Annotated in this window: 20 protein-coding genes and 1 pseudogene; 14 read left to right on the top strand and 7 right to left on the bottom strand. The window is 72.8% G+C overall.

Features of this window, described 5'->3' with window-relative positions; translation table 11 throughout:
• The first annotated feature begins 22 nt into the window (after positions 1-22).
• The 7 genes and pseudogenes from PUR26_RS04240 to PUR26_RS34590 form a co-directional block, all read left to right on the top strand.
• Positions 23-850 carry a helix-turn-helix domain-containing protein gene (locus tag PUR26_RS04240; RefSeq protein WP_329869337.1) on the top strand — a complete coding sequence of 276 codons (828 nt, stop codon included), beginning with the start codon at positions 23-25 and terminating at the stop codon, positions 848-850.
• 71 nt (positions 851-921) lie between these two features.
• A complete protein-coding gene (gene rimO, locus PUR26_RS04235) occupies positions 922-2,376 on the top strand; it encodes a 30S ribosomal protein S12 methylthiotransferase RimO (RefSeq protein WP_329869335.1) in 1,455 nt (484 codons plus the stop codon).
• On the top strand, positions 2,373-3,068 hold the full coding sequence (gene pgsA, locus PUR26_RS04230; RefSeq protein ID WP_329869333.1) for a CDP-diacylglycerol--glycerol-3-phosphate 3-phosphatidyltransferase: 696 nt from the start codon (positions 2,373-2,375) through the stop codon (positions 3,066-3,068). The genes rimO and pgsA overlap by 4 nt, the downstream gene beginning before the upstream one ends.
• Entirely contained in the window at positions 3,065-3,589 is a 525-nt protein-coding gene (locus tag PUR26_RS04225) for a CinA family protein (RefSeq protein ID WP_443076964.1), read from the top strand. The genes pgsA and PUR26_RS04225 overlap by 4 nt, the downstream gene beginning before the upstream one ends.
• A 109-nt stretch (positions 3,590-3,698) precedes the next feature.
• On the top strand, positions 3,699-4,082 hold the full coding sequence (locus PUR26_RS04220) for a helix-turn-helix domain-containing protein (RefSeq protein ID WP_329869329.1): 384 nt from the start codon (positions 3,699-3,701) through the stop codon (positions 4,080-4,082).
• A gap of 195 nt (positions 4,083-4,277) precedes the next feature.
• Positions 4,278-4,748: a Dps family protein gene (locus PUR26_RS04215; RefSeq protein WP_329869327.1), complete on the top strand. Its 471-nt coding sequence runs from the start codon at positions 4,278-4,280 to the stop codon at positions 4,746-4,748.
• A gap of 158 nt (positions 4,749-4,906) precedes the next feature.
• A pseudogene (locus tag PUR26_RS34590) lies at positions 4,907-5,095 on the top strand (hypothetical protein); the annotation flags it as partial.
• 451 nt (positions 5,096-5,546) lie between these two features.
• On the opposite strand, the gene PUR26_RS04205 reads toward PUR26_RS34590, so the two are convergent.
• Together PUR26_RS04205 and PUR26_RS04200 are read right to left on the bottom strand one after the other, a co-directional pair.
• A complete protein-coding gene (locus PUR26_RS04205) occupies positions 5,547-6,335 on the bottom strand; it encodes an Fpg/Nei family DNA glycosylase (protein WP_329869326.1) in 789 nt (262 codons plus the stop codon).
• A gap of 270 nt (positions 6,336-6,605) precedes the next feature.
• On the bottom strand, positions 6,606-11,237 hold the full coding sequence (locus PUR26_RS04200; protein ID WP_329869325.1) for an ATP-dependent helicase: 4,632 nt from the start codon (positions 11,235-11,237) through the stop codon (positions 6,606-6,608).
• An 89-nt stretch (positions 11,238-11,326) separates the two neighbouring features.
• Between PUR26_RS04200 and PUR26_RS04195 the strand changes: the two genes are divergently transcribed.
• The 3 genes from PUR26_RS04195 to PUR26_RS04185 all read left to right on the top strand — a co-directional run bounded on the left by PUR26_RS04195 (position 11,327) and on the right by PUR26_RS04185 (position 13,396).
• Entirely contained in the window at positions 11,327-12,226 is a 900-nt protein-coding gene (locus tag PUR26_RS04195; RefSeq protein WP_329869324.1) for an AraC family transcriptional regulator, read from the top strand.
• Positions 12,227-12,329: 103 nt separating this feature from the next.
• Positions 12,330-13,091, top strand: a complete 762-nt coding sequence (locus PUR26_RS04190) for an AzlC family ABC transporter permease (RefSeq protein WP_443076963.1) — start codon at positions 12,330-12,332, stop codon at positions 13,089-13,091.
• A complete protein-coding gene (locus PUR26_RS04185; RefSeq protein ID WP_329869322.1) occupies positions 13,088-13,396 on the top strand; it encodes an AzlD domain-containing protein in 309 nt (102 codons plus the stop codon). The genes PUR26_RS04190 and PUR26_RS04185 overlap by 4 nt, the downstream gene beginning before the upstream one ends.
• 119 nt (positions 13,397-13,515) lie before the next feature.
• Here the strand turns inward: PUR26_RS04185 and PUR26_RS04180 are convergent, their stop codons facing one another.
• Positions 13,516-14,421 (bottom strand): hypothetical protein, encoded by a 906-nt coding sequence (locus tag PUR26_RS04180; RefSeq protein ID WP_329869321.1) that lies wholly within the window; start codon positions 14,419-14,421, stop codon positions 13,516-13,518.
• A gap of 79 nt (positions 14,422-14,500) precedes the next feature.
• On the opposite strand from PUR26_RS04180, the gene PUR26_RS04175 reads away from it, so the two are divergent.
• The 4 genes from PUR26_RS04175 to recX all read left to right on the top strand — a co-directional run bounded on the left by PUR26_RS04175 (position 14,501) and on the right by recX (position 18,058).
• The gene (locus PUR26_RS04175) at positions 14,501-14,695 is read left to right on the top strand and encodes a DUF3046 domain-containing protein (RefSeq protein ID WP_329869319.1); all 195 of its coding nucleotides are present in this window, start codon (positions 14,501-14,503) and stop codon (positions 14,693-14,695) included.
• A 250-nt stretch (positions 14,696-14,945) separates the two neighbouring features.
• Positions 14,946-16,082 carry an AI-2E family transporter gene (locus PUR26_RS04170; RefSeq protein ID WP_329869352.1) on the top strand — a complete coding sequence of 379 codons (1,137 nt, stop codon included), beginning with the start codon at positions 14,946-14,948 and terminating at the stop codon, positions 16,080-16,082.
• A gap of 278 nt (positions 16,083-16,360) precedes the next feature.
• Positions 16,361-17,485: a recombinase RecA gene (gene recA, locus PUR26_RS04165; RefSeq protein ID WP_329869317.1), complete on the top strand. Its 1,125-nt coding sequence runs from the start codon at positions 16,361-16,363 to the stop codon at positions 17,483-17,485.
• Positions 17,486-17,488: 3 nt separating this feature from the next.
• Positions 17,489-18,058 carry a recombination regulator RecX gene (gene recX, locus PUR26_RS04160; protein ID WP_329869315.1) on the top strand — a complete coding sequence of 190 codons (570 nt, stop codon included), beginning with the start codon at positions 17,489-17,491 and terminating at the stop codon, positions 18,056-18,058.
• Between the two features lie 374 nt (positions 18,059-18,432).
• On the opposite strand, the gene PUR26_RS04155 is transcribed toward recX, so the two are convergent.
• From PUR26_RS04155 to PUR26_RS04140, 4 genes are all read right to left on the bottom strand, one after another.
• Positions 18,433-18,924 (bottom strand): hemerythrin domain-containing protein, encoded by a 492-nt coding sequence (locus PUR26_RS04155; protein WP_329869314.1) that lies wholly within the window; start codon positions 18,922-18,924, stop codon positions 18,433-18,435.
• A 169-nt stretch (positions 18,925-19,093) separates the two neighbouring features.
• Positions 19,094-19,492, bottom strand: a complete 399-nt coding sequence (locus PUR26_RS04150; protein WP_329869313.1) for a rhodanese-like domain-containing protein — start codon at positions 19,490-19,492, stop codon at positions 19,094-19,096.
• A complete protein-coding gene (locus PUR26_RS04145; protein WP_329869312.1) occupies positions 19,489-20,031 on the bottom strand; it encodes a cysteine dioxygenase in 543 nt (180 codons plus the stop codon). The genes PUR26_RS04150 and PUR26_RS04145 overlap by 4 nt, the downstream gene beginning before the upstream one ends.
• Before the next feature lie 210 nt (positions 20,032-20,241).
• Positions 20,242-22,032, bottom strand: a complete 1,791-nt coding sequence (locus tag PUR26_RS04140) for an FAD-dependent monooxygenase (RefSeq protein ID WP_329869310.1) — start codon at positions 22,030-22,032, stop codon at positions 20,242-20,244.
• Positions 22,033-22,119: the final 87 nt, after the last annotated feature.

The following is a 22,119-nucleotide window of genomic DNA, read 5'->3' as shown; positions in this document are numbered from 1 at the left end:
TACACGCTCGAAAGGCGCCCTCGTGTCCATCGGCAACTCCCCTGAAGACGACCGGCCTTCGACCCCTCCGAGCGACCGTCTCCCGATCGGCCGCGTACTCCAGCAGGCCCGTATCGACGCGGGTCTGACCGTTGAAGAGATCAGTACCTCCACCCGGGTGCGCATCCCGATCGTGCACGCGATCGAGGAGGAAGACTTCTCCCGCTGCGGCGGCGACGTCTACGCCCGTGGCCACATCCGCACGCTCGCGCGCGCCGTCGGGCTCGATCCGGCCGGCCTGGTCGAGCAGTACGACGCCGAGCACGGCGGCCGCCCTTCGCCGACCGCCGCCGCGCCGCTCTTCGAGGCGGAACGCATCCGTCCGGAGCGTCGTCGGCCGAACTGGACCGCCGCCATGGTCGCCGCGATCGTCGCGGTGATCGGGTTCGTCGGCTTCACGATGTTCAAGGGCGATGACAGCGGGTCACCGACCAGCCATGTGGCCGAAGGCCCGGCGCCCGCCCAGAAGACCACCCCGAAGCCCACTCCGCCCAAGCCCGCCGACCCGGTGCCCGTCCCTTCGGACAGCGCCATCGCGGCGGCGCCGAAGGACAAGGTGACGGTCAGGCTCACCGCCACCGAGGACAAGAGCTGGATCTCCGCCAAGGCGAGCGACGGAAAGCTGCTCTTCGACGGCCTGCTCCAGAAGGGCGACGCGAAGACCTTCCAGGACGACGAGCGGCTCGACCTGATCCTGGGCAACGCCGGGGCGATCGAGCTGTTCGTGAACGGCAAGAAGGTCGAGGAGCAGTTCGACGACGGCCAGGTCGAGCGGCTGTCGTACACGAAGGGTGACCCCGAGGTCGGATGACGTGAGCGGCGAGGGGAGGGCCGCGACCCTGCGCGGCAGGGTCGCGGCCGGGACAAAGTAGTCTTGAGCCCATGCCCGAACGCCGTACCGTCGCCCTTGTCACTCTTGGCTGCGCCCGTAACGAGGTGGACTCGGAGGAGCTCGCAGGCCGCTTGGCAGCGGACGGCTGGGAGCTCGTCGAGGAAGCCGCCGAAGCGGATGTCGCAGTCGTCAACACCTGTGGGTTCGTCGAGGCCGCCAAGAAGGACTCCGTCGACGCCCTGCTGGAAGCCAATGATCTGAAGGACCACGGCAGGACCCAGGCCGTCGTCGCGGTCGGCTGCATGGCCGAGCGGTACGGCAAGGAGCTCGCCGAGGCGCTGCCGGAAGCCGACGGGGTGCTCGGCTTCGACGACTACGCCGACATCTCCGACCGGCTCCAGACCATTCTCAACGGCGGCATCCACGCCTCGCACACGCCGCGCGACCGCCGCAAGCTGCTGCCGCTCAGCCCGGTGGAGCGGCAGGCCGCCACGGATGTGGCCCTGCCCGGCCACGGCGCTCCGGCGGACCTCCCCGACGGCGTCGCTCCCGCCTCCGGGCCGCGCGCCCCCCTGCGCCGCCGGCTCGACACCAGTCCGGTCGCCTCCGTCAAGCTGGCCTCCGGCTGCGACCGGCGCTGCTCGTTCTGCGCCATCCCGTCCTTCCGCGGCTCCTTCATCTCCAGGCGGCCGAGCGACGTGCTGGGCGAGACGCGCTGGCTCGCCGAGCAGGGCGTCAAGGAGATCATGCTGGTCTCCGAGAACAACACCTCCTACGGCAAGGACCTGGGCGACATCCGGCTCCTGGAGACGCTGCTGCCCGAGCTGGCGGCGGTCGACGGCATCGAGCGGATCAGGGTCAGCTACCTGCAGCCCGCCGAGATGCGGCCCGGACTCATCGACGTGCTGACCTCGACGGAGAAGGTCGCCCCGTACTTCGACCTGTCCTTCCAGCACTCGGCGCCCGACGTGCTGCGCTCGATGCGGCGCTTCGGTGACACCGACCGCTTCCTGGAGCTGCTCGACACCATCCGGGGCAAGGCGCCGCAGGCCGGAGTGCGCTCCAACTTCATCGTGGGCTTCCCCGGCGAGAAGGAGGGCGACTTCGCCGAGCTGGAGCGTTTCATCACGCACGCCCGGCTCGACGCCATCGGCGTCTTCGGGTACTCCGACGAGGACGGCACGGAGGCCGCGACCTACGAGAACAAGCTCGACCAGGAGATCGTCGACGAGCGCCTCGCGCACCTGTCGCGGCTTGCCGAGGAGCTGACCGCGCAGCGCGCGGAGGAGCGCCTCGGAGAGACCATGGAGGTACTGGTCGAGTCGGTCGACGACGAGGACGGCGCGGTGGGCCGGGCGGCGCACCAGGCACCGGAGACCGACGGCCAGGTGGTCTTCACCACCGGTGAGGGCCTCGTGGCCGGCCGTATGGTCACGGCGAAGGTCGTCGGCACGGAAGGCGTCGACCTCGTGGCCGAGTGTCTGGGTGAGGAGGCGGGCAGATGACCGGAGCCCCGGCATCCGCTGCGGGCGGTACGGGTAGGCCGACGCCCGGCGGCAAGCTGGGCGCTGCGGCCGTCGACGAGGCCAGCCTGTGGAACATCGCCAACATCCTCACCATGCTGCGGCTGGTCCTCGTGCCGGCGTTCGTGATGCTGATGCTCCAGGACGGCGGTTACGACCCGGCCTGGCGCGCCTGGGCGTGGGCGGCGTTCGCCGTCGCCATGATCACCGATGTATTCGACGGGCATCTGGCCCGTACGTACAACCTCGTCACGGATTTCGGGAAGATCGCCGATCCCATCGCCGACAAGGCGATCATGGCGGCCGGGCTGATCTGCCTGTCGGCTCTCGGCGACCTGCCGTGGTGGGTGACCGGGGTCATTCTCTTCCGTGAGCTGGGCATCACCCTGATGCGGTTCTGGGTCATCCGGCACGCGGTCATTCCGGCCAGCCGTGGCGGAAAGCTCAAGACCCTGGCACAGGGCACGGCCGTCGGTATGTACGTGCTCGCGCTGACCGGTCCACTCGCGACCCTGCGCTTCTGGGTGATGGCGCTGGCCGTCGTGCTGACGGTGCTCACGGGGCTGGACTACGTGCGACAGGCCGTGGTGCTGCGGCGCAAGGGGCTCGCCGCCGAGCGGGCGCAGCAGGTGGAGCAGGAGGCGCGGCGGGCCGCCTCGGAGTCCGGACGGTGAGCCGGGTGGCGGCGCGGGCCCTGACCCTGCTCGCGGAGCGTAGCTGGACCCTCGCTGTCGCGGAGTCGCTGACCGGCGGCCTGGTGGCCGCGGAACTCACTTCCGTCCCGGGGGCCTCAAAATCTTTCCGGGGATCCGTCACGGCGTACGCGACCGGGCTGAAGAGGGAGCTCCTCGGGGTCGACGGTGACCTGCTGGCGGAGCGCGGAGCGGTCGACTCCGAGGTCGCGCTGCAGATGGCAGCGGGTGTGCGGGACCGGCTTGGGGCCGACTGGGGGCTCGCGACCACGGGCGTCGCAGGGCCCGAACCGCAGGACGGACAGCCCGTCGGGACGGTATATGTGGCCGTCTGCGGTCCCGTCGGAGGGCCGCTCGGCACAGGGAAAGTGGCCGCGCTGCGATTGAACGGCGATCGGGCGGAAATCCGTAGAGAGAGTGTACGGAGCGTGCTGGAACTGCTCGCGGACGAACTCTCGGGAAATGCGCGGGCACAGGATACGGAACAGAACGGGGGGAATTGATGTTTGCAGCCCTGAGTGAACACGACATCGCTCCCCGCACGGCCGCAGCGCAAGGCGGTACGGTGGGGCGTGAAGGATGCGGCTACGCGGTCCGAGGAGGGAGCCACCGATGATTCTGCTCCGTCGCCTGCTGGGTGACGTGCTGCGTCGGCAGCGCCAGCGCCAGGGCCGTACTCTGCGCGAAGTCTCCTCGTCCGCCCGAGTTTCGCTCGGCTATCTCTCCGAGGTGGAGCGGGGGCAGAAGGAGGCGTCCTCCGAACTGCTCTCCGCGATCTGCGACGCGCTTGACGTACGGATGTCCGAGCTCATGCGGGAAGTGAGCGACGAGCTCTCGCTGGCGGAGCTGGCCCAGTCGGCAGCGGCGAACGAGCCGGTGCCCGCGCCAGTACGACCGATGCTGAATTCCGTGTCCGTGACGTCGGTGGCGGGCGTGCCGCCCGAGCGGGTGACCATCAAGGCGCCCGCGGAGGCGGTGGACGTCGTCGCCGCCTGAACCCGGTCCCCGCGCAGGTGGGGGCCGGTTTCGTGTCGCCAAGAGCACACCTGGACGCACAGGTTTTGGGCTGAGCCCCGGTCGGGTACCCGAGTGGCCGACCGGGGCTTTCGCTTACCCGAATGCCCGTTTTAGGTCCTTTGTGCCATGGTGGACGTGCGTGCGATCGATCGCACGCCGGAATGGAGGATTCGGATGTCTGTCGTCAAGAGCTCCCTGTCCGACGCCGACCTGAAGGTGGTCGGCGAAGCCCTGCAGGGCGCACTGGTGGACCTGATCGACCTGGGCCTGGTGGCCAAGCAGGTGCACTGGAATGTGGTGGGTCCGCGCTTCCGCTCGGTACACCTGCAGCTGGACGAAGTCGTGGACACGGCCCGGCGGCACTCCGACACGGTTGCCGAGCGTGCGGCGGCCATCGGTGTGAACCCGGACGGCCGTGCCGCGTCCGTCGCGTCCGGCAGTGCCATCGGGACGGCGCCCGAGGGCTGGATCAAGGACACCGACGCGGTGCGGACCCTCGTGGAGGCCCTGGAGGCGGTGACCGCCCGGATGCGGGAGCGGATCGAGGTCACCGACGAGCCCGACCCGGTCACCCAGGATCTGCTGATCGCCCTGACCGCCGAACTCGAGAAGCACGCGTGGATGTTCCAGGCGGAGAGCGCGTGAACGGAGCGCGGAAGCGTGACCACGGGGCACGCCCGACGGCGGGTGCGCCCCGTGGGTGCGTGTGCCCCGGGGCCGCGCACCGGATGCGCCCGGGCTGCTGTGGTGCGCCCTCGCCCCGCGTGATCGCTCCGGTCTAGCGTCGAACGCAGGAGGCGGCCATGGTGAGGCGACGGGGTCCGCTGCTCGCGCTCGCGCTCGTGTGGGGCGGGCTGTGGTGGTGGGCGGTGCTGAGGATGGCACTGACACCCGGGCAGGCGGGACTCGTCGAGGGGGCCGTGGCGGCGGGTGGCTGGGGGCTCAGCCTGCTGCCCGTCCATGTCGCCTCGGCGCGGAGGACCGGCGGTGTGCCGGCAGAGTTCGCGCCACAGGGGCCGGCGGGGGTGGCGGGGCACGGGGGCCCGTCGTCCGGCGCCGGGGTACGGGCGGCGGGAGCCGCCGGGGGATCGGTACGAGCCGCGGGTGGGGGCCCGGTGGCGCGGACCGGTGGGGGGACGGCGCGGGCCGGCGGGGGGCCGGTGCGCGCCGCCGCCGGATCAGGCGCGGCGACCGGACTGGCGCGCGCCGTCCTGGGAAGGATCCCGGCTGCCGCCCGGGTGTGGCTTCGCCGCCGTGGCGGCGGAGGATCCGGCCGGTCGTGAGTCCGGGGTGCGGCGGGCCGGTCGCGGGACGGTGCGGGCGATCTCTCCGGCGGGAGGGGACGGGACCGGAGCACGCGAACCCTGCTGACGGGCCGTCAATCATGTGTGCGCGTCGCGGAGGGGCGCGGTACGGGGCCGGGCGGGGGCGTGCCGTCAGCCGTCAGGGTGTGGGCCCTTGCTGGCAGCCCGGACACCAGTAGGAGATCCGCTCGTGCTGGTCGTTCCAGCGGATGGGCGTACCGCACCGGTAACAGGGATGATTCCGGCGGCCGTAGACGTACAGGCGCCGGTCGGGGCGGTTGCCGCTCACGGTGCGGCGGTCGGGCCGGTCCTTGTTCGCCTCCAGGAGGCGGTGGGCGGTAGCGACCAGCCGCTCGGGCACCTCGGGCGCCAGTTCCCCTACCGGGAGCCACGGGGTCACGCGGGCCAGGAAGGCGAGCTCGCACTTGAAGACATTGCCGATGCCGGCCAGATTGCGCTGGTCCAGCAGGGCCTCACCCAAGGGGCGCGCGGGGTCGGCGCACACTCTGCGCACCGCTTCCTCGAAGTCCCAGTCCGGGCCGAGGAGGTCCGGTCCCAGATGGCCGACGACGCTCGGCTCGTCGCCGGTACGGATCAGTTCGAGGACGGACAGGCGATAGCCGACGGCGGTGTGCGTGGCGGTCGACAGGACGGCCCGGATCTGGTGCCAGGGACCGCCACGCCAGCGTTCGCCCGGTGTGTAGAGGAGCCAGGCCCCCTCCATCAGAAGATGGGAGTGAAGGGTCAGTCCGCCTTCGATCCGGGTCAGCAGATGCTTGCCGCGCGGCGTGACGTCCAGCAGCGTCCGGCCCGTCAGGTCGACGGTGGCGAACCGTGGTACCCGCAGATCGAAGCCGGTGAGGGGCCGGCCGGCGAGTGCGTCGTTCAGCCGGTGGGCGGTCCGCCAGACGGTGTCTCCTTCAGGCATGGATCCATGATGCGCGACGGTGTCCCCGCCGGGGCGACTGAGGTCTTTCGGCTGGGAGGTCTTTCGTGGATCGAGCCGGATCGGGCCGGATCGGGCCGGATCAGTGAGCGGGGTCAGGTGTCCGGGGCATCCCCAGGTCCCCGGGGCCGAGGGGGCGGATCGCAGGACGCAGGAGGGAGCCGACGCGGTGGGGGTGCCCCCGTGCCCGGAGGGCGTACGGGGGAGGGCGTACGGGGTGTCGCCGTCAAGGCGAGACCTTCCGGACACGACCTAAGCGCGCAGACGCAGGCCCCTCGGAGTGGCGTGGAAACCGGCCTCCTCCAGCGAGCGGGACAGGGGCGAGGTGAGAGCCGACCCACCGTTGATCCGCTCCACCGTGATGGTGCCCAGGGAACCCGCGCGGGCGGACGCGGCGAGGGCCTCCGCGGCCGCCTGGAGCGCCGGGTCGTCCGGCTCGGCCGGCCAGGCCAGCAGGGTCTTGCCACCACGCTCCATGTAGAGCGTGAGCTCGCCGTCGACCAGCACGACCAGGGAGCCCGCCTTGCGGCCGGGCTTGTGCCCCGCCCCGGTGGGAGGCTCGGGCCAGGACAGGGCGGCGCCATAGGCGTTGGCCGGGTCGGCCGCGGCCAGGACGAGCGCGCGCCCGGTGGTGGAGGAGTCGGCGCGCTCGCGGGCCGTGGCGGCCGCGCGCAGACGGTCCACGGCACCGTCCATCGCGAACTGGGCGGCGCCCAGGCCCTCGACGACGTAGCCGCGACGGGCCTGGCCGCTGTCCTCGAACGCGGACAGGACGCGGTACGTGGCGGAGAACCCGCCCTCGACGCCCTCGGCCGCGACCGCACCCCGGGTGACCACACCGTGCCGGTCCAGCAGGGTGCGGGCGAGGGCGTGGGCGCGGTGCGTCGGCTCCGGGTCCAGGGACGGGAGCAGCGACCAGCGGCCGCTGACGGTCGGCGGGCCGGTGCGGGACGCCGGGCGGGCGGCGGCCGTCAGCGTGCCGTACCGGCCGCGGGGGACGGCGCGCTTGGCGCGGTGTGCGGTGGATCCGGCCGTACGGCCCGAGCCGAGCAGCGCGCGCAGCGGCGCGAGCGTGTCGTTGGTGAGGCGGCCGGACCAGGCCAGCTCCCACAGGGCGTCGGCCAGCTGGGGTTCGGTGACGTCCGGGTGTGTCGTGGCGCGGACCTGGTCGGCGATCTGGCGGAAGAACAGGCCGTAACCACCGGAGAGGGCGGTCAGGACGGACTCGTGCAGCGCGGTGAGCTCCAGCGGGTGCGGTGGCGGCAGGAGCAGGGGCGCGGCGTCGGCCGGATACAGCGACACCCAGCCGTCCTTCCCGGGCAGGGCGCCCGCGCCGGCCCACAGGACCTCGCCGGTGGTGGTCAGCTCGTCGAGCATGGCCGGGGTGTAGCCGGTGACGCGCGCCGGCAGGACCAGCTTCTCCAGGGCCGAGGCGGGGACGGGCGCGCCCTGCAACTGCTCGACCGCGCGGGCGAGGCCGTCGACGCCCCGCAGGCTGTGGCCGCCCAGATGCTGCCACTGAGGGAGGAAGGTGGCCAGCGCGGTCGGCGGAACAGGCTCCAGCTCGTGGCGCAGGGCGGCCAGCGAACGGCGCCTCAGGCGTCGCAGGACGGCCGCGTCGCACCACTCCTGCCCGATGCCGGCGGGGTGGAACTCGCCCTGCACGACGCGGCCGTCCGCCGCCAGGCGCTGCAGGGCCCCGTCCGTGACGGCGGTGCCGAGGCCGAAGCGGGCGGCTGCCTGCGAGGAGGTGAAGGGGCCGTGCGTACGCCCGTACCGCGCGAGGAGGTCGCCCAGCGGGTCCTTCACCGGCTCGGTGAACGCCTCGGGGACGCCGACCGGGAGGGCGGTGCCCAGGGCGTCGCGCAGCCGCCCGGCATCCTCCACGGCCGCCCAGTGGTCGGCGCCCCCGATACGGACGCGGATGGCCCGGCGCGCTTCGCCGAGCTCCCGGGCCCAGCCCGGTTCGGCACCGCGCTCGGCCAGCTCGGCGTCGGTGAGAGGGCCCAGCAGGCGCAGCAGGTCGGCCACGCCCTCGATGTCCTTGACGCGGCGGTCCTCCGACAGCCACTGGAGCTCGCCCTCCAGCTCGGCGAGGACGTCCGCGTCGAGAAGCTCGCGCAGCTCGGCCTGGCCCAGCAGCTCGGCCAGCAGGCGCGAGTCCAGGGAGAGCGCCGCGGCCCGCCGCTCGGCGAGCGGGGAGTCGCCCTCGTACAGGAACTGGGCGACATAGCCGAACAGCAGGGAGCGCGCGAAGGGCGAGGGCTCGGGAGTGGTGACCTCCACCAGCCGGACCCGGCGCGCCTCCAGATCCCCCATCAGCTCCCGCAGCCCGGGGACGTCGAACACGTCCTGGAGGCACTCGCGGACCGCCTCCAGGACGATGGGGAACGAGCCGAACTCGCTCGCCACCTGGAGCAGCTGGGAGGCCCGCTGACGCTGCTGCCACAGCGGCGTCCGCTTGCCCGGACTGCGGCGGGGCAGCAACAGGGCGCGGGCGGCGCACTCGCGGAACCGGGAGGCGAACAGCGCTGAACCGCCCACCTGGTCGGTGACGATCTGGTCGACCTCGCCCTTGTCGAAGACCACGTCGGCGGCGCCGACCGGCGCCTTCTCGCTGTCGTACTCCGGGCCCGGCGCCGCCACGTCCTGGTCGAGCAGGTCCAGCCCCATCAGGTCCGCGTCCGGCAGCCGCAGCACGATGCCGTCGTCGGCGTGCATCACCTGGGCGTCCATGCCGTACCGCTCGGAGAGCCGGGAGGCCAGGGCCAGCGCCCAGGGGGCGTGCACCTGGGCGCCGAACGGCGAGTGCACCACCACCCGCCAGTCGCCCAGCTCGTCGCGGAACCGCTCGACGAGGATGGTCCGGTCGTCCGGCACATGGCCGCAGGCGCGGCGCTGCTCGTCCAGGTACGCCAGGACGTTGTCGGCCGCCCACGCGTCCAGCCCCGCCGACAGCAGCCGCAGCCGCGCGTCGTCCGGCGACAGGGAGCCGACCTCGCGCAGGAAGGCACCCACCGCCCGGCCCAGTTCCAGCGGACGGCCCAGCTGGTCGCCCTTCCAGAACGGGAGCCGCCCCGGCACACCGGGAGCGGGCGAGACCAGCACCCGGTCGCGTGTGATGTCCTCGATCCGCCACGAGGAGGTGCCGAGGGTGAACACGTCCCCGACCCGTGACTCGTACACCATCTCCTCGTCGAGCTCGCCGACCCGCCCGCCCCCCTTCTTCGGGTCGGAGCCGGCCAGGAACACCCCGAACAGGCCACGGTCGGGGATGGTGCCGCCGGAGGTGACGGCCAGGCGCTGTGCGCCGGGCCGGCCGGTGACCGTGCCCGCCACCCGGTCCCACACCACACGCGGGCGCAGCTCGGCGAACGCGTCGGAGGGGTAGCGTCCGGCCAGCATGTCCAGGACGGCGGTGAACGCCGACTCGGGCAGCGACGCGAAGGGCGCGGCGCGCCGGACCACCGCCAGGAGGTCGTCGAACTGCCAGGTGTCCAGGGCAACCATGGCGACCAGCTGCTGGGCCAGCACGTCCAGCGGGTTCGCCGGGATGCGCATCGACTCGATGGAGCCGGTGCGCATCCGCTCGGTGACCACCGCCGCCTGCACCAGGTCTCCGCGGTACTTGGGGAAGACCACGCCCGTCGAGACCGCGCCCACCTGGTGCCCGGCCCGGCCGACGCGCTGGAGCCCGGAGGCGACGGACGGGGGCGACTCGACCTGGACGACCAGGTCCACCGCGCCCATGTCGATGCCCAGCTCCAGACTGGACGTGGCGACCACGGCGGGCAGCCGCCCCGCCTTCAGGTCCTCCTCGACCAGGGCGCGCTGCTCCTTGGAGACCGAGCCGTGGTGCGCCCGGGCGAGCAGCGGCGGCGCGCCCCTGGCGGCGCCCGACTGGGCCATCAGCTCGGCGGGCGACTGGTCCTCGGGCATGGCCTCGCCCGTGGCCCGCTCATAGGCGATCTCGTTCAGCCGGTTGCACAGTCGCTCGGCCAGCCGGCGCGAGTTGGCGAAGACGATCGTGGAGCGGTGCGACTGGACGAGGTCGGCGATCCTCTCCTCGACATGCGGCCAGATCGACGGCTTCTCCGCACGGTCGGGATCCGCGGCGGCATCCGCCGCCGGGGGGCCGCCCAGCTCGCCCAGGTCCTCGACCGGGACGACCACCGACAGGTCGAATTCCTTGCCGGACGGGGGCTGGACGATCTCCACCCGCCGCTGCGGCGAGAGGTACCGGGCCACCTCGTCCACCGGACGCACCGTCGCGGACAGCCCGATACGGCGCGCCGGGCGGGGCAGGAGCTCGTCCATCCGCTCCAGCGACACCGCCAGATGCGCGCCCCGCTTGGTGCCGGCGACCGCGTGGACCTCGTCCAGGATGACCGTCTCGATGCCCGAGAGCGCGTCCCGGGCGGAGGACGTGAGCATCAGGAACAGCGACTCGGGCGTGGTGATCAGGATGTCCGGAGGCCGGGTGGCCAGGGAGCGGCGCTCGGCGGCCGGGGTGTCGCCCGAGCGGATCCCGACCCGTACGTCCGGCTCGGGCAGCCCCAGCCTGACCGACTCCTGCCGGATCCCGGTGAGCGGGCTGCGCAGATTGCGCTCGACGTCCACGGCGAGAGCCTTGAGCGGCGAGACGTAGAGCACCCGGCAGCGCTTCTTCGCGTCGGCTGGCGGCGGCGCGGAGGCGAGCCGGTCCAGCGAGGCCAGGAAGGCCGCCAGAGTCTTGCCCGACCCGGTCGGGGCCACGACCAGCACGTCGGATCCCTCACCGATCGCCCGCCAGGCGCCCTCCTGCGCGGCGGTGGGCGCGCTGAAAGCCCCCGTGAACCATCCGCGGGTCGCGGGGGAGAACGAGTCGAGCGCAGTCCTGGCCATGCCCTCCATCGTGCACCCGACCACTGACAACGGATGTCCAGGACGTGGACGCGCAGGTCAGCGGGTGTCGCCCGGAGCAGAATGGGGGGATGGGGACCGGGCGAGAGGGTGAGCGGAAGGACGAGTGGGCGAGGCACTGGCAGTACCCCGGAGTGCCCGGCCTCGACCTGCTGCGGGCGCGCTACGTCCGCCACTCCTTCGCACGACACAGCCATGAGGGCTTCGTGCTCGGAGCGGTCCGGCACGGCATCGAGGACGTCGTCATGCCCGAGGGCACCATCCGTGCCAGGCCCGGCACCGTCGTCATGATCAATCCGGAGGTCCCGCACGCCGCCCACGCCGGGGTGCCCGAAGGCTGGTCGTACGCCACGCTGTACCCCTCCTCGCAGCTGGTCGCGGGGATAGCCGAGGAGACGACGACACTGCGGGGCACGGCCGGGTTCGCGGAGACCATCGTCGAGGACGAGGAGACCGCACGGCTCATACGTGCGGTCCACCGGGCCGCGGAGGAGGGCAACGCCCTCGCCGCCGACAGCGTGCTGCGCGTCGCCGTGGCCCGGCTGCTGACCCGTCACGGCCGTTCCCTGCCGGCCCGTGCCCCGCAGGCGGCCGGAGCCCGTACCGCCGCCCTCGCCAAGGACCTCCTCCAGGAGCGCATGGCCGACCCGCCCTCCCTGGAACAACTGGCGCGGGAGCTCGGCGTCGGCCCCTTCGCGCTGCTGCGGGCCTTCAAGGCCGCGTACGGGATGCCGCCGCACACCTGGCTCACCAACGCGCGCGTGCGCAGCGCACGCCGTCTCCTGGAGGCGGGCACCCCGCCCGCCGAGGCGGCGGCCGCCGTCGGATTCACCGACCAGCCGCACCTGAACCGGCACTTCACCCGGATCGTCGGAGTGCCGCCGGGCGCCTACCAGCGCGAACGCGCGCGGCCGCACGAGGCCGGGCGCCCCTTCACGCCCCGGCGGGCGGATGGGCGCGCCCGGACGTAGGCGCGGGCCGGGAAGGTCCGTCCGGCCCCCGCCGGGCGCCGGGCCCCCGGACGCGCAAGAACGTACAAGACCGGGGAGCGCCCCCGCTCCTAAGGTCCCTGACGTGGCAGAACAAACAGCTCCAGCGTCCCCGTGCACCGGCTCCCCACCGCATGCCGAACCCCCCGTGAAGCCCGACCGTGCCGTCGTCCGCGACGCACTGGGCGTCGGCGTCGCCGTGGGGCTCTCCGGCTTCGCCTTCGGCGTCACCTCGGCCGGTGCCGGCCTCGGAGTCCTCCAGACCTGTGCGCTCAGTCTCCTGGTCTTCACCGGCGCCTCGCAGTTCGCGCTGGTGGGAGCGCTGGCGGGCGGAGGCAACCCGTTCACCGCGGCGGCCGGCGCCTTCTTCCTGGGCACCCGCAACGCCTTCTACGGGCTGCGGCTGTCCCAGCTCCTCGCGCTGCCCCGGTTCGTACGGCCGCTCGCGGCCCACTGGGTCATCGACGAGACCACGGCCGTCTCGCTGGCCCAGCCGACCCGGCGCGCCGCCCGTATCGGCTTCACGGTCACCGGCCTGACCCTGTACGTGCTGTGGAACCTCACCACGCTGCTCGGGGCGCTGGGGGCCGAGGCGATCGGGGACACCGACGCCTGGGGACTGGACGCCGCGGGCCCGGCGGTCTTCCTCGCGTTGCTCGCCCCCATGCTGCGTACGACGACCGAACGGGCCGTGGCCGGGATCGCGGTTCTGCTGGGGCTCGGTTTCCTGCCCGTGCTGCCCGCGGGGGTACCGGTCCTGGCCGCGGCGCTGGCGGCACCCGCGGTCCTGTGGTTCGAGGGCCGCCGGATCGATGACAGGCAGCGGCGGAAGGAAACGGGCCGATGAGCATATGGATCGCGATCGGTCTGACCGCCGCCGGCTGCTACCTGGTCAAGCTCATCGGGCTGCTGGTGCCGGCGGGTGCGCTGGAGCGGCCGCTGGTACGACGGCTGTCGGCGCTGCTGCCCGTCGCCCTGCTGGCCGCCCTGACCGCGCAGCAGACCTTCAGCACCGGCAGCGCGCTGGTCGTGGACGCGCGCGCCGCGGGTCTCGCCGCTGCCGCGCTCGCCCTCGTCCTGCGCGCCCCGTTCCTGGTGGTGGTCGGCGCCGCCGTGGTGGTGACGGCGGGCGTACGGGCCATCGGCGGCTGACGCGCGGTGGCGTCCGGGGGGGGCGGGCGGCCTGCCGAGGCGGTGGCCGGCCCGCGGCGGGTGGCGTTCCGGGCCGCGGTGGTGAGCCGGTGGCTCCGGTTCTCGCTTCCGGTGTGCCGTCAGCCGATCCCGCGGCCGTGTGCCCGCAGCGTGCGCAGCGCCTCGATCGTCACGACAGGCCGTGACTCCAGGGCCGTGCCGGGCGCCCACTGGCGCCAGGTGACCGGCCAGCCGCCGTCCTCGCCCTGCTCGGCGGCGAGGTGGTCCAGCGAACGGGCCATCTCGTCGTCGGTGAACCAGCGCCGTGCCAGCGAGTCGGGCACGCGCGCGTAGTCGTGCGGGAAGTGGTGCTCGCCCGGCGCGTAGCCGGGGGCGACCGGGTGGTCATCGATCCGCTCGGGGTCCAGCACCACCAGCCGCCGCTCCCGGACCAGCCGGCCGAGCCGGTCCGCGGCCGCCTCCGCGCGCGCCCGGTCCGGGACCCCGTCCAGGAACGCGACCGCCGCGTGGACCTCGTAGGGATGCGACTTCTCCAGCGCGTCCACGGCGGCCCAGCAGAAGTCCGTGGCACGGAACAGCCACGCGTGCCACACCTGGTTCTTGTGGAGCAGCCCCACCACGGGACCGGTCGCCAGCAACTCGCCGCGCGGGCGGTCGACGATCTCGACGAACGGCGCCACCGGATAGCCGCGCACCGAGGGGTGGACCGCGGGGAGCGCCCCTTCATGGGTGGACACCGCCGTCAGGTAGCGGCAGATCCGCTCCACCCGCAGCCCGCCGCAGCGGCCGATGGAGTCCAGCACGCGCAGTGCGTGCCCCGCGTGCAGCGGCTGGCTCACCGGGCCGCGCAGATCGGGTTCGAGGGCGTGGCCGTAGCCGCCGTCCTCGTTCAGGTACGCGGTGAGGGCGGCTTCGACGGCTTCGGCACCGCCTCCCAGGAAGTGATAAGCGAACCGCCGCTGTTCGAGCACGCGGGCCGTCAGCCAGATGAAGTGCTCGGCGCGCGCGAGGGGAGTTCCAGCCATGCTCCGACGGTAGGGCGAAAAGGGCTCCCGGCAAGCCGGGTGGGGCGGGCTGCACTCTCAGGAGCGGGATACTGGTGTCATGCGGTTGACGATTTTCTGGGAGCGGATGGCGGACCACTTCGGAGCGTCCTACGCCGAGTCCTTCGCCCGGGACCACGTGATGTCGGAGCTGGGCGGGCGGACCGTGTACGAGGCCCTGGACGCCGGGTGGGAGGCCAAGGACGTCTGGCGGGCGGTCTGCGCGGCGCTGGACGTTCCCGCGGAGAAGCGCTGATCGCCAGGGCGGACTGCCGGTTGTCCCAGCCGTACGCGAGACTTGCCCTGTGGCCCCGACTGACAAGAACGAGCCGACGCCCGGCGAGCCGTCGCCGGGTGGCCCGGCGACCAACGAGACGGCGCCGGTCGCCTCCGGCGCGGGCATGCCCGGTGGTTCCGGCGTGAGCACGGCCGGTGGTTCCGGCGTGAGTACGGCCGGTGGCCCGCCCGCGGGCCCGGTGTCGCCGGGTGGTGCCGCGGCCGCCCGCATGCCCCGCTGGCTTCCGCGTGCGATGGCGCTGGCACTCGCCCTCTACGCCTGCTTCCAACTGGGAAGCTGGGCCTTTCATCAGCTCATCGGGCTGTTGGTCAACATCCTGATCGCCTTCTTCCTCGCCCTGGCCATCGAGCCCGCGGTGGGGCGGATGGCGGCCCGCGGCATGCGTCGCGGACTCGCCACCTTCCTGGTGTTCTTCGCCGTACTGGTCGCCGCGATCGGCTTCGTCGTGCTGCTCGGGTCGATGCTGGCCGGCCAGATCGTCGAGATGGTCGGGGACTTCCCCCAGTACCTCGACTCCGTCATCAACTGGATCAACCACACCTTCCACACCGAGCTGTCCAGGGTCGAGGTCCAGGACAGCCTGTTGCGCTCCGACTGGCTGCAGAAGTACGTGCAGAACAGCGCGAGCGGCGTCCTCGACGTCTCGGCGACCGTGCTCGGCGGGCTGTTCAAGCTGCTGACGATCTTCCTGTTCTCGTTCTACTTCGCCGCCGACGGGCCACGGTTCCGCCGGGCCCTGTGCTCCGTGCTGCCCCCGGCGAAGCAGGCCGAGGTGCTCCGCGCCTGGGAGATCGCCGTCGACAAGACGGGTGGCTATCTGTACTCGCGCGGGCTGATGGCGCTGATCTCCGGCATCGCGCACTTCATCCTGCTGGAGATACTGGGTGTGCCGTACGCGCCCGCGCTGGCGGTGTGGGTCGGTCTGGTGTCCCAGTTCCTCCCCACCATCGGTACGTATCTGGCCGGCGCCCTGCCGATGCTCATCGCCTTCACCGTGAACCCCTGGTACGCGCTGTGGGTGCTGATCTTCGTCGTGGTGTACCAGCAGTTCGAGAACTACGTGCTGCAGCCGAAGCTCACCGCCAAGACCGTCGACATCCATCCCGCGGTGGCCTTCGGCTCGGTCGTGGCCGGCACCGCGCTGCTCGGCGCGGTCGGCGCGTTGATCGCGATCCCGGCGGTCGCCACGCTCCAGGCGTTCCTGGGCGCCTACGTGAAGCGGTACGCCGTGACGGAGGACCCGCGGGTGCACGGTCACCGGCGGCACGGAGAGGCGGTGCTGGCCCGGGTGCAGCGGGCGCTGCGCGCGAAGAAGGACCAGGCGGCGCCGCACGACGACGTCTGACCGGGGGCTGAGCGTCTCGGCGGCGCGCGCCGGGCCGCCCGCCCGGATCCCGTGCGGGAAGGGGCGGCGGCACGAGCGCTCCGCACGCGGTGTGGCTCGCTTGACACCAAAATCGAACATCCATTCTTATGGGATTCCGGCCCGCTGTTCGCCGGGGCCGACGAGGTGTCTGCCGCCGAGTTATCCACAGGTCGGAGGGACGTCGGGGCCCATTGTCAGTGGCAGGGGTTAGCGTCTTTGACGTGAAGCGATCGACTCAAGCAAACCGGGTGGAACCCATGGCAGGAACCGACCGCGAGAAGGCGCTCGACGCCGCGCTCGCGCAGATTGAACGACAGTTCGGCAAGGGCGCAGTGATGCGCCTGGGCGAGCGACCGAACGAGCCCATCGAGGTCATCCCCACCGGGTCGACCGCGCTCGACGTCGCGCTCGGCGTCGGCGGCCTGCCGCGCGGCCGGGTGGTGGAGGTGTACGGCCCCGAGTCCTCCGGTAAGACGACTCTCACCCTGCACGCGGTGGCCAACGCCCAGAAGGCCGGCGGGCAGGTGGCCTTCGTGGACGCCGAGCACGCCCTCGACCCCGAGTACGCGAAGAAGCTCGGGGTCGACATCGACAGCCTGATCCTCTCGCAGCCGGACAACGGCGAGCAGGCTCTGGAGATCGTGGACATGCTGGTCCGCTCCGGTGCGCTCGACCTGATCGTCATCGACTCCGTCGCCGCGCTCGTGCCGCGTGCGGAGATCGAGGGCGAGATGGGCGACTCGCACGTGGGTCTCCAGGCCCGCCTGATGAGCCAGGCGCTCCGGAAGATCACCAGCGCGCTCAACCAGTCCAAGACCACCGCGATCTTCATCAACCAGCTCCGCGAGAAGATCGGTGTGATGTTCGGCTCGCCGGAGACCACGACCGGTGGCCGCGCGCTGAAGTTCTACGCCTCGGTGCGGCTCGACATCCGCCGGATCGAGACGCTCAAGGACGGCACCGACGCGGTGGGCAACCGCACCAGGGTCAAGGTCGTCAAGAACAAGGTCGCGCCGCCCTTCAAGCAGGCCGAGTTCGACATCCTCTACGGCCAGGGCATCAGCCGTGAGGGCGGCCTGATCGACATGGGCGTGGAGCACGGCTTCGTGCGCAAGGCGGGCGCCTGGTACACGTACGAGGGCGACCAGCTGGGACAGGGCAAGGAGAACGCCCGCAACTTCCTGAAGGACAACCCCGACCTCGCCAACGAGATCGAGAGGAAGATCAAGGAGAAGCTGGGCGTCGGCGTCCGGCCGGAGGCCACGGCGGCCGAGCCGGGCGCGGACGCGGCGGGGGCCACGGCCACCGACGAGTCCAAGGCGGTCCCGGCTCCCGCGTCGAAGGTCACCAAGGCCACCAAGGCCACGGCGGCCAAGGGCTAGGCCGTGGCCCGGCGCACCGAATGGCCGGGCGACAGCGCCGACTCGTCGAGGGCCGAGAAGGAACTGTCGCCCCAGGATCCGGCTGAGCGGGCGCGGGCGATCTGCCTGCGCCTGCTCACCGGGACCCCCCGCACCCGCAAGCAGCTCGCCGACGCCCTGCGCAAACGAGAAATCCCGGACGAGGTCGCCGACGAGGTCCTCGCGCGCTTCGAGGACGTCGGGCTGATCGACGACGCCGCGTTCGCGGGTGCGTGGGTCGAGTCCCGTCACCACGGCCGCGGCCTGGCACGGCGCGCTCTGGTGCGGGAGCTGCGGACGAAGGGGGTGGACGCCGAACTGATCGACGAGGCGGTCGGGCAGCTCGACTCGGAGCAGGAGGAGGCGACCGCCCGTGAGCTGGTGGACCGCAAGCTCCGCTCGACCCGGGGCCTCGACCGTGACCGCCGCCTGAGGCGCCTCGCGGGAATGCTCGCCCGCAAGGGCTACCCGGAGGGCATGGCTCTGCGAGTGGTGAGGCAGGCCCTGGAGGCCGAGGGCGAGTCGACCGACGACCTGGACCCCTACGGCCTCTGACCCGCCGCGCCGCGGGCCCGGCGTGGCTCGTGCCACGGGGGCTGCCCCGCGTCGAGTGCCGCTCCCGCCCACGGGCGCCGCGGCGTCGAGCTCTCGCACGCGTACCGGGACGTCGAGCTCTCGTCACGGGTGCCCGCGGGAGAGAGCGGTCGGCGTCGTGCTGCCGCGCCCGTCCTGCCGGGCGTGGCTCGTGCCACGGAGGCTATGTGCCCCGGGTGCCACGGCCGCCCGCGTGGCTCCCGTACCGAAGCGGGCACCCGCGTGCGGGCCGGGTGAAAGGGGCACTGCGCCCGTTCACGAGGAGCGACGGTCGACGGGCACGGGAGCGGCGGAAACGACGGGGAAGAGCCGCGTGGTGGAGAGGTGCCGCGGGCTCACTTGCCGAGAAGGCGGCGGATATAAGCAGGATCGCCGCAGCCGGCGGCCAGCCGGCGTTCGCGTTCCGCCATGAACGCGGTGCCCAGTTCGGCTCGGCGCTCGTCCGGGACGTTCTCGCGGGCGCCGTTGAGGATCGTGCTCTCCTCCTCGTGCGCATGGTGGTTCACCGCCTCCACCAGCTTCTCCAGCTTCTCGTCCCACTCCTCCGAGCCCACCTCCTTCACCTCAAGGAGGTCCAGCAGCGCCTCGTTGCCCTCGGTGTGCTCCTCCACGCCGTGCTCGACCTCGTCGTCCGGGATGTCGCGGAACCGCTTGAGCGCCGGATAGACCTTGCCCTCCTCCGCCTCGGCGTGGGCGATCAACAGGTCCGCGAAGGTCTTCAGCGCGCCTTCACGGTCACCCTCCACGTCCCGCATCTCGCGGAACAGGTCCTCCATCTTCCGGTGATCGGCCAGGATCAGTTCCACGACGTCGTGCTCGATCGGCATGCGGGGTCCTTCCTCGACAGACGGCGCTGATGCGTTCCGCCATCAGCTCACTTCCCCACCTTGCCGCCGCCCGCCGGACCAATCCTGTCCTCACCCGGTGAGCCGGCCCCCCGGCCCTCCTGGAACCGGGGCGGTCACCCTCGGCCGGTGACCGCCCCGGGGAGCGAGGTCACCGGCCGAGGGTGACCGGCAGCCCCTCGGACCTCCAGGCCTGGAAGCCCCCGATGAGATCCGTCGCCCGGTGCAGCCCCAGCTGCCGCAGGGAATCCGCCGCGAGAGACGACGCGTATCCCTCGTTGCAGATCACCACGACACGCAGATCGTGGTTCACGGCCTCCGGCACCCGGTGGCTGCCCCGCGGGTCCAGCCGCCACTCCAGCTCGTTGCGTTCGATGACCAGCGCACCCGGGATCAGCCCGTCCCGGTCGCGCAGCGCCGCGTAACGGATGTCCACGAGCAGCGCGTCACCCGCCTCGGCCGCGCCGAAGGCCTCGCGGGGGCCGATCCGCTCCAGCCCCTCGCGCACCCGCTCCAGCAGTTCGTCGATGCCCACCCGTCCGCTGCTCACTGCCAGTCCTCCGGCCGTTCGACCTGCTCCAGCCGCAGTACCGCGCCCGTCCGGCTGAAGCGCCTGATCAGCGGCAACGGCGGATAGTACGCATGCACCGACACCGCGTGCTCGGTGGCCGACTCATTGAGCACCTCGTGCACATGGTGCCGGCCGAACGCCCGCCCGCGGCCCGCCGACAGCGCACGTTCACGGTCGACGCCCTCATGGAGTTCGAGCGTGCGCCAGCCGTCCGAGGGCAGCCGCACGGACAGGGAGTTCTCCTTGAGGGTGCCGCGGGCGGTGGCGAAGGCGCCCATCGACTCGGCGTGGTCGTGCCACCCGGTGCCGGTCCCGGGCGGCCAGCCGATCAGCCAGGCCTCGCTGCCACCGGGCCCTTCGAGCCGGACCCAGGTGCGGCCCTCCGGATCGAGGGGCAGGGAGGCGACCAGCCGGTCGTCGGCGGCGGTGCGGCGGACGAAGTCGAGAAGCCGGGCAGCGGTCGGCGCCGCCGCCTCGGCGGCCCGTACGGAGACGGACCGGGGTACGGAAGGGGACACGTAGAACCGTCCTGGGGTACTGGAACCGGAAGTGCGCGCAACACACGGCCGCGCGCGGACGCGCGCGCCGGGGCGCGGGGGAATGGCGATTTCAGCAGGACGGACGACACACGCCGCCTGCATAACGGAGCAGGTCCATATGGACCCTCCGCCACAGGCGCACATCGGTGTCGGTCATGGTCGGGAGTACAGCACGTCCTCCCGCGCCGGTCAATTGATGTTCGCGGTCTCGTCGCTCCGCACCGCCGACGGAGCACCCCCGCGCACGGCGTCGGCGGCCGCCCTCAGCTCCTGAGGACGCACCCCCTCGAACGCCGCGGCCAGATGACCGTCGGGCCGCACCAGCAGCACCGAGTGCGCGGCCGCGCCGGGGTACGCCTCGGTCACCAGCAGCTCGCCCTCGACCGGCATCGCGGTCACCGCGGCCGCCAGGCGAGGCATCACACCGGCGGTCATCCAGTGCCGCCGGTCCCACACCCCCGTCCCGGGGGCGACCAGCACCACCAGCAGCCGGCCCCGGCCCAGCCGGTCCCGCAGCCGCACGCTCGTGCCGTCCGGCGCCGTGACCCGGACGTCGGCGACCGGCGCGCCCGGCGGTGTGCCGACGCTCGCGTGCGCCTCCACGTGCTCGGGCATCAGGGGGGAGTGGGCGTACGAGGGGGGAGCGCCGAGCGGCCCGCGCCCCAGGTGGCCGTCGGTCAGCAGGGTGTCGTACCCGCGCGTGCCTCCGCGCAGGTACGTCCGCAGGCCGCCCGCCCCCCGCAGCACGGGCAGTGACTGGTCGGCGGCGCGCAACCGGGCCGCCACCGCCGTTCGCCGCTCGGTCTGGTAGCTGTCGAGCAGGGTCACCGAGGCGCCGTGGTGCCAGGCCTGGGCCAGCTTCCAGGCCAGGTTCTCGGCGTCCCGCAGCCCCTCGTCGAGGCCCTGGGTGCCGAGCGCGCCCAGCAGATGGGCCGCGTCGCCGGCGAGGAAGGCCCGGTCCACGCGCCAGCTCCGGGCGAGCCGGTGGTGCAGCGTGTAGACGCCGGTGTCGACGAGATCGTAGGCGGGGGTCGTACCGCACCAGCCGGCCAGCGTCTCGCGGATCCGGGACACCAGGGCGTCGGGCGTCACCAGCTCGCCGCGCGGCGGCAGCAGCCAGTCCAGCCGCCAGCCGTCGTCCGGCAGCGGGCGCGCCGTGATCTCGTCGCCGCCCCGCCACGGGGGCTGGCGGTGCAGCAGCCCCTCCCCGGGCCAGGGCAGTTCGGTGCGGAGCGTGGCGACGGCGTGCCGTTCGACCGCCGTACGTCCGGGGAAACGGACCCCCAGCAGCTTGCGTACCGTGGAGCGGGCGCCGTCGCAGCCGACCAGGTAGCTGCCGCGCCACCAGGTCGCCTCCGGGCCGCGGGTGTGGGCGGTGACGCCGTGCGCGTCCTGCTCGATCGCGTCGAGGCGGCTGTGCGGGACCACCTGCACCAGCTCGCCCGCCGGGAGCGTGGCGATCGCCTGGCGCAGGCCGCCCGCGAGCGCGTGCTGAGGAATGTGCAGCGGTGAGGGGACACGGTCGCCGTCGGGCTCTTCGGGCCCGTCGGGCTCGAAGCCGCCGCTGTCGTCGAAGTCGTGATCCGGACGTCGATCGAAACCCAAGCCGAAGCCGAAGCCGCTGCCGCTGTCATGGCCGATGCCGGGACCGGGACCGGGACGGGGGCCGGGCTCCCGGTCGGAGTCGCCCCGCCCGCCGGGCGTGTCCGGCTCCTCGGCGAACAGGACGCGTCGCGCTTCCTGCCTGCGGCGCATCGACCGCCAGCCGGCCCAGCGGGCCCCTTCGTACCGTACGGTGGCGCATCCCAGCCGCTCCACGAACGCGGCCATGTCCGCGCGCAGTACGGCGGTTCGCGCGGGGCGGGGCTCTTCCTTGCCGGCGCTCTCGTCGAGGACGACGGAGGGGACACCCTGCGCGGCGAGGGAGAGGGCCAGGGCAAGCCCGACCGGGCCCGCGCCGACGATGATCACCGGGTCCACGGCGTGACTCCTGAGGCCCGGACGGTCGTGCGGTGTACAGGGGAAACAGGGGAAACAGCTGCTGGGGTCCGGTGCGAGGCGATCACA

This window comes from Streptomyces sp. SP18CS02, from assembly GCF_036322365.1.
Lineage (GTDB): Bacteria > Actinomycetota > Actinomycetes > Streptomycetales > Streptomycetaceae > Streptomyces.
This window is presented reverse-complemented; position numbering and strand designations above follow the sequence as displayed.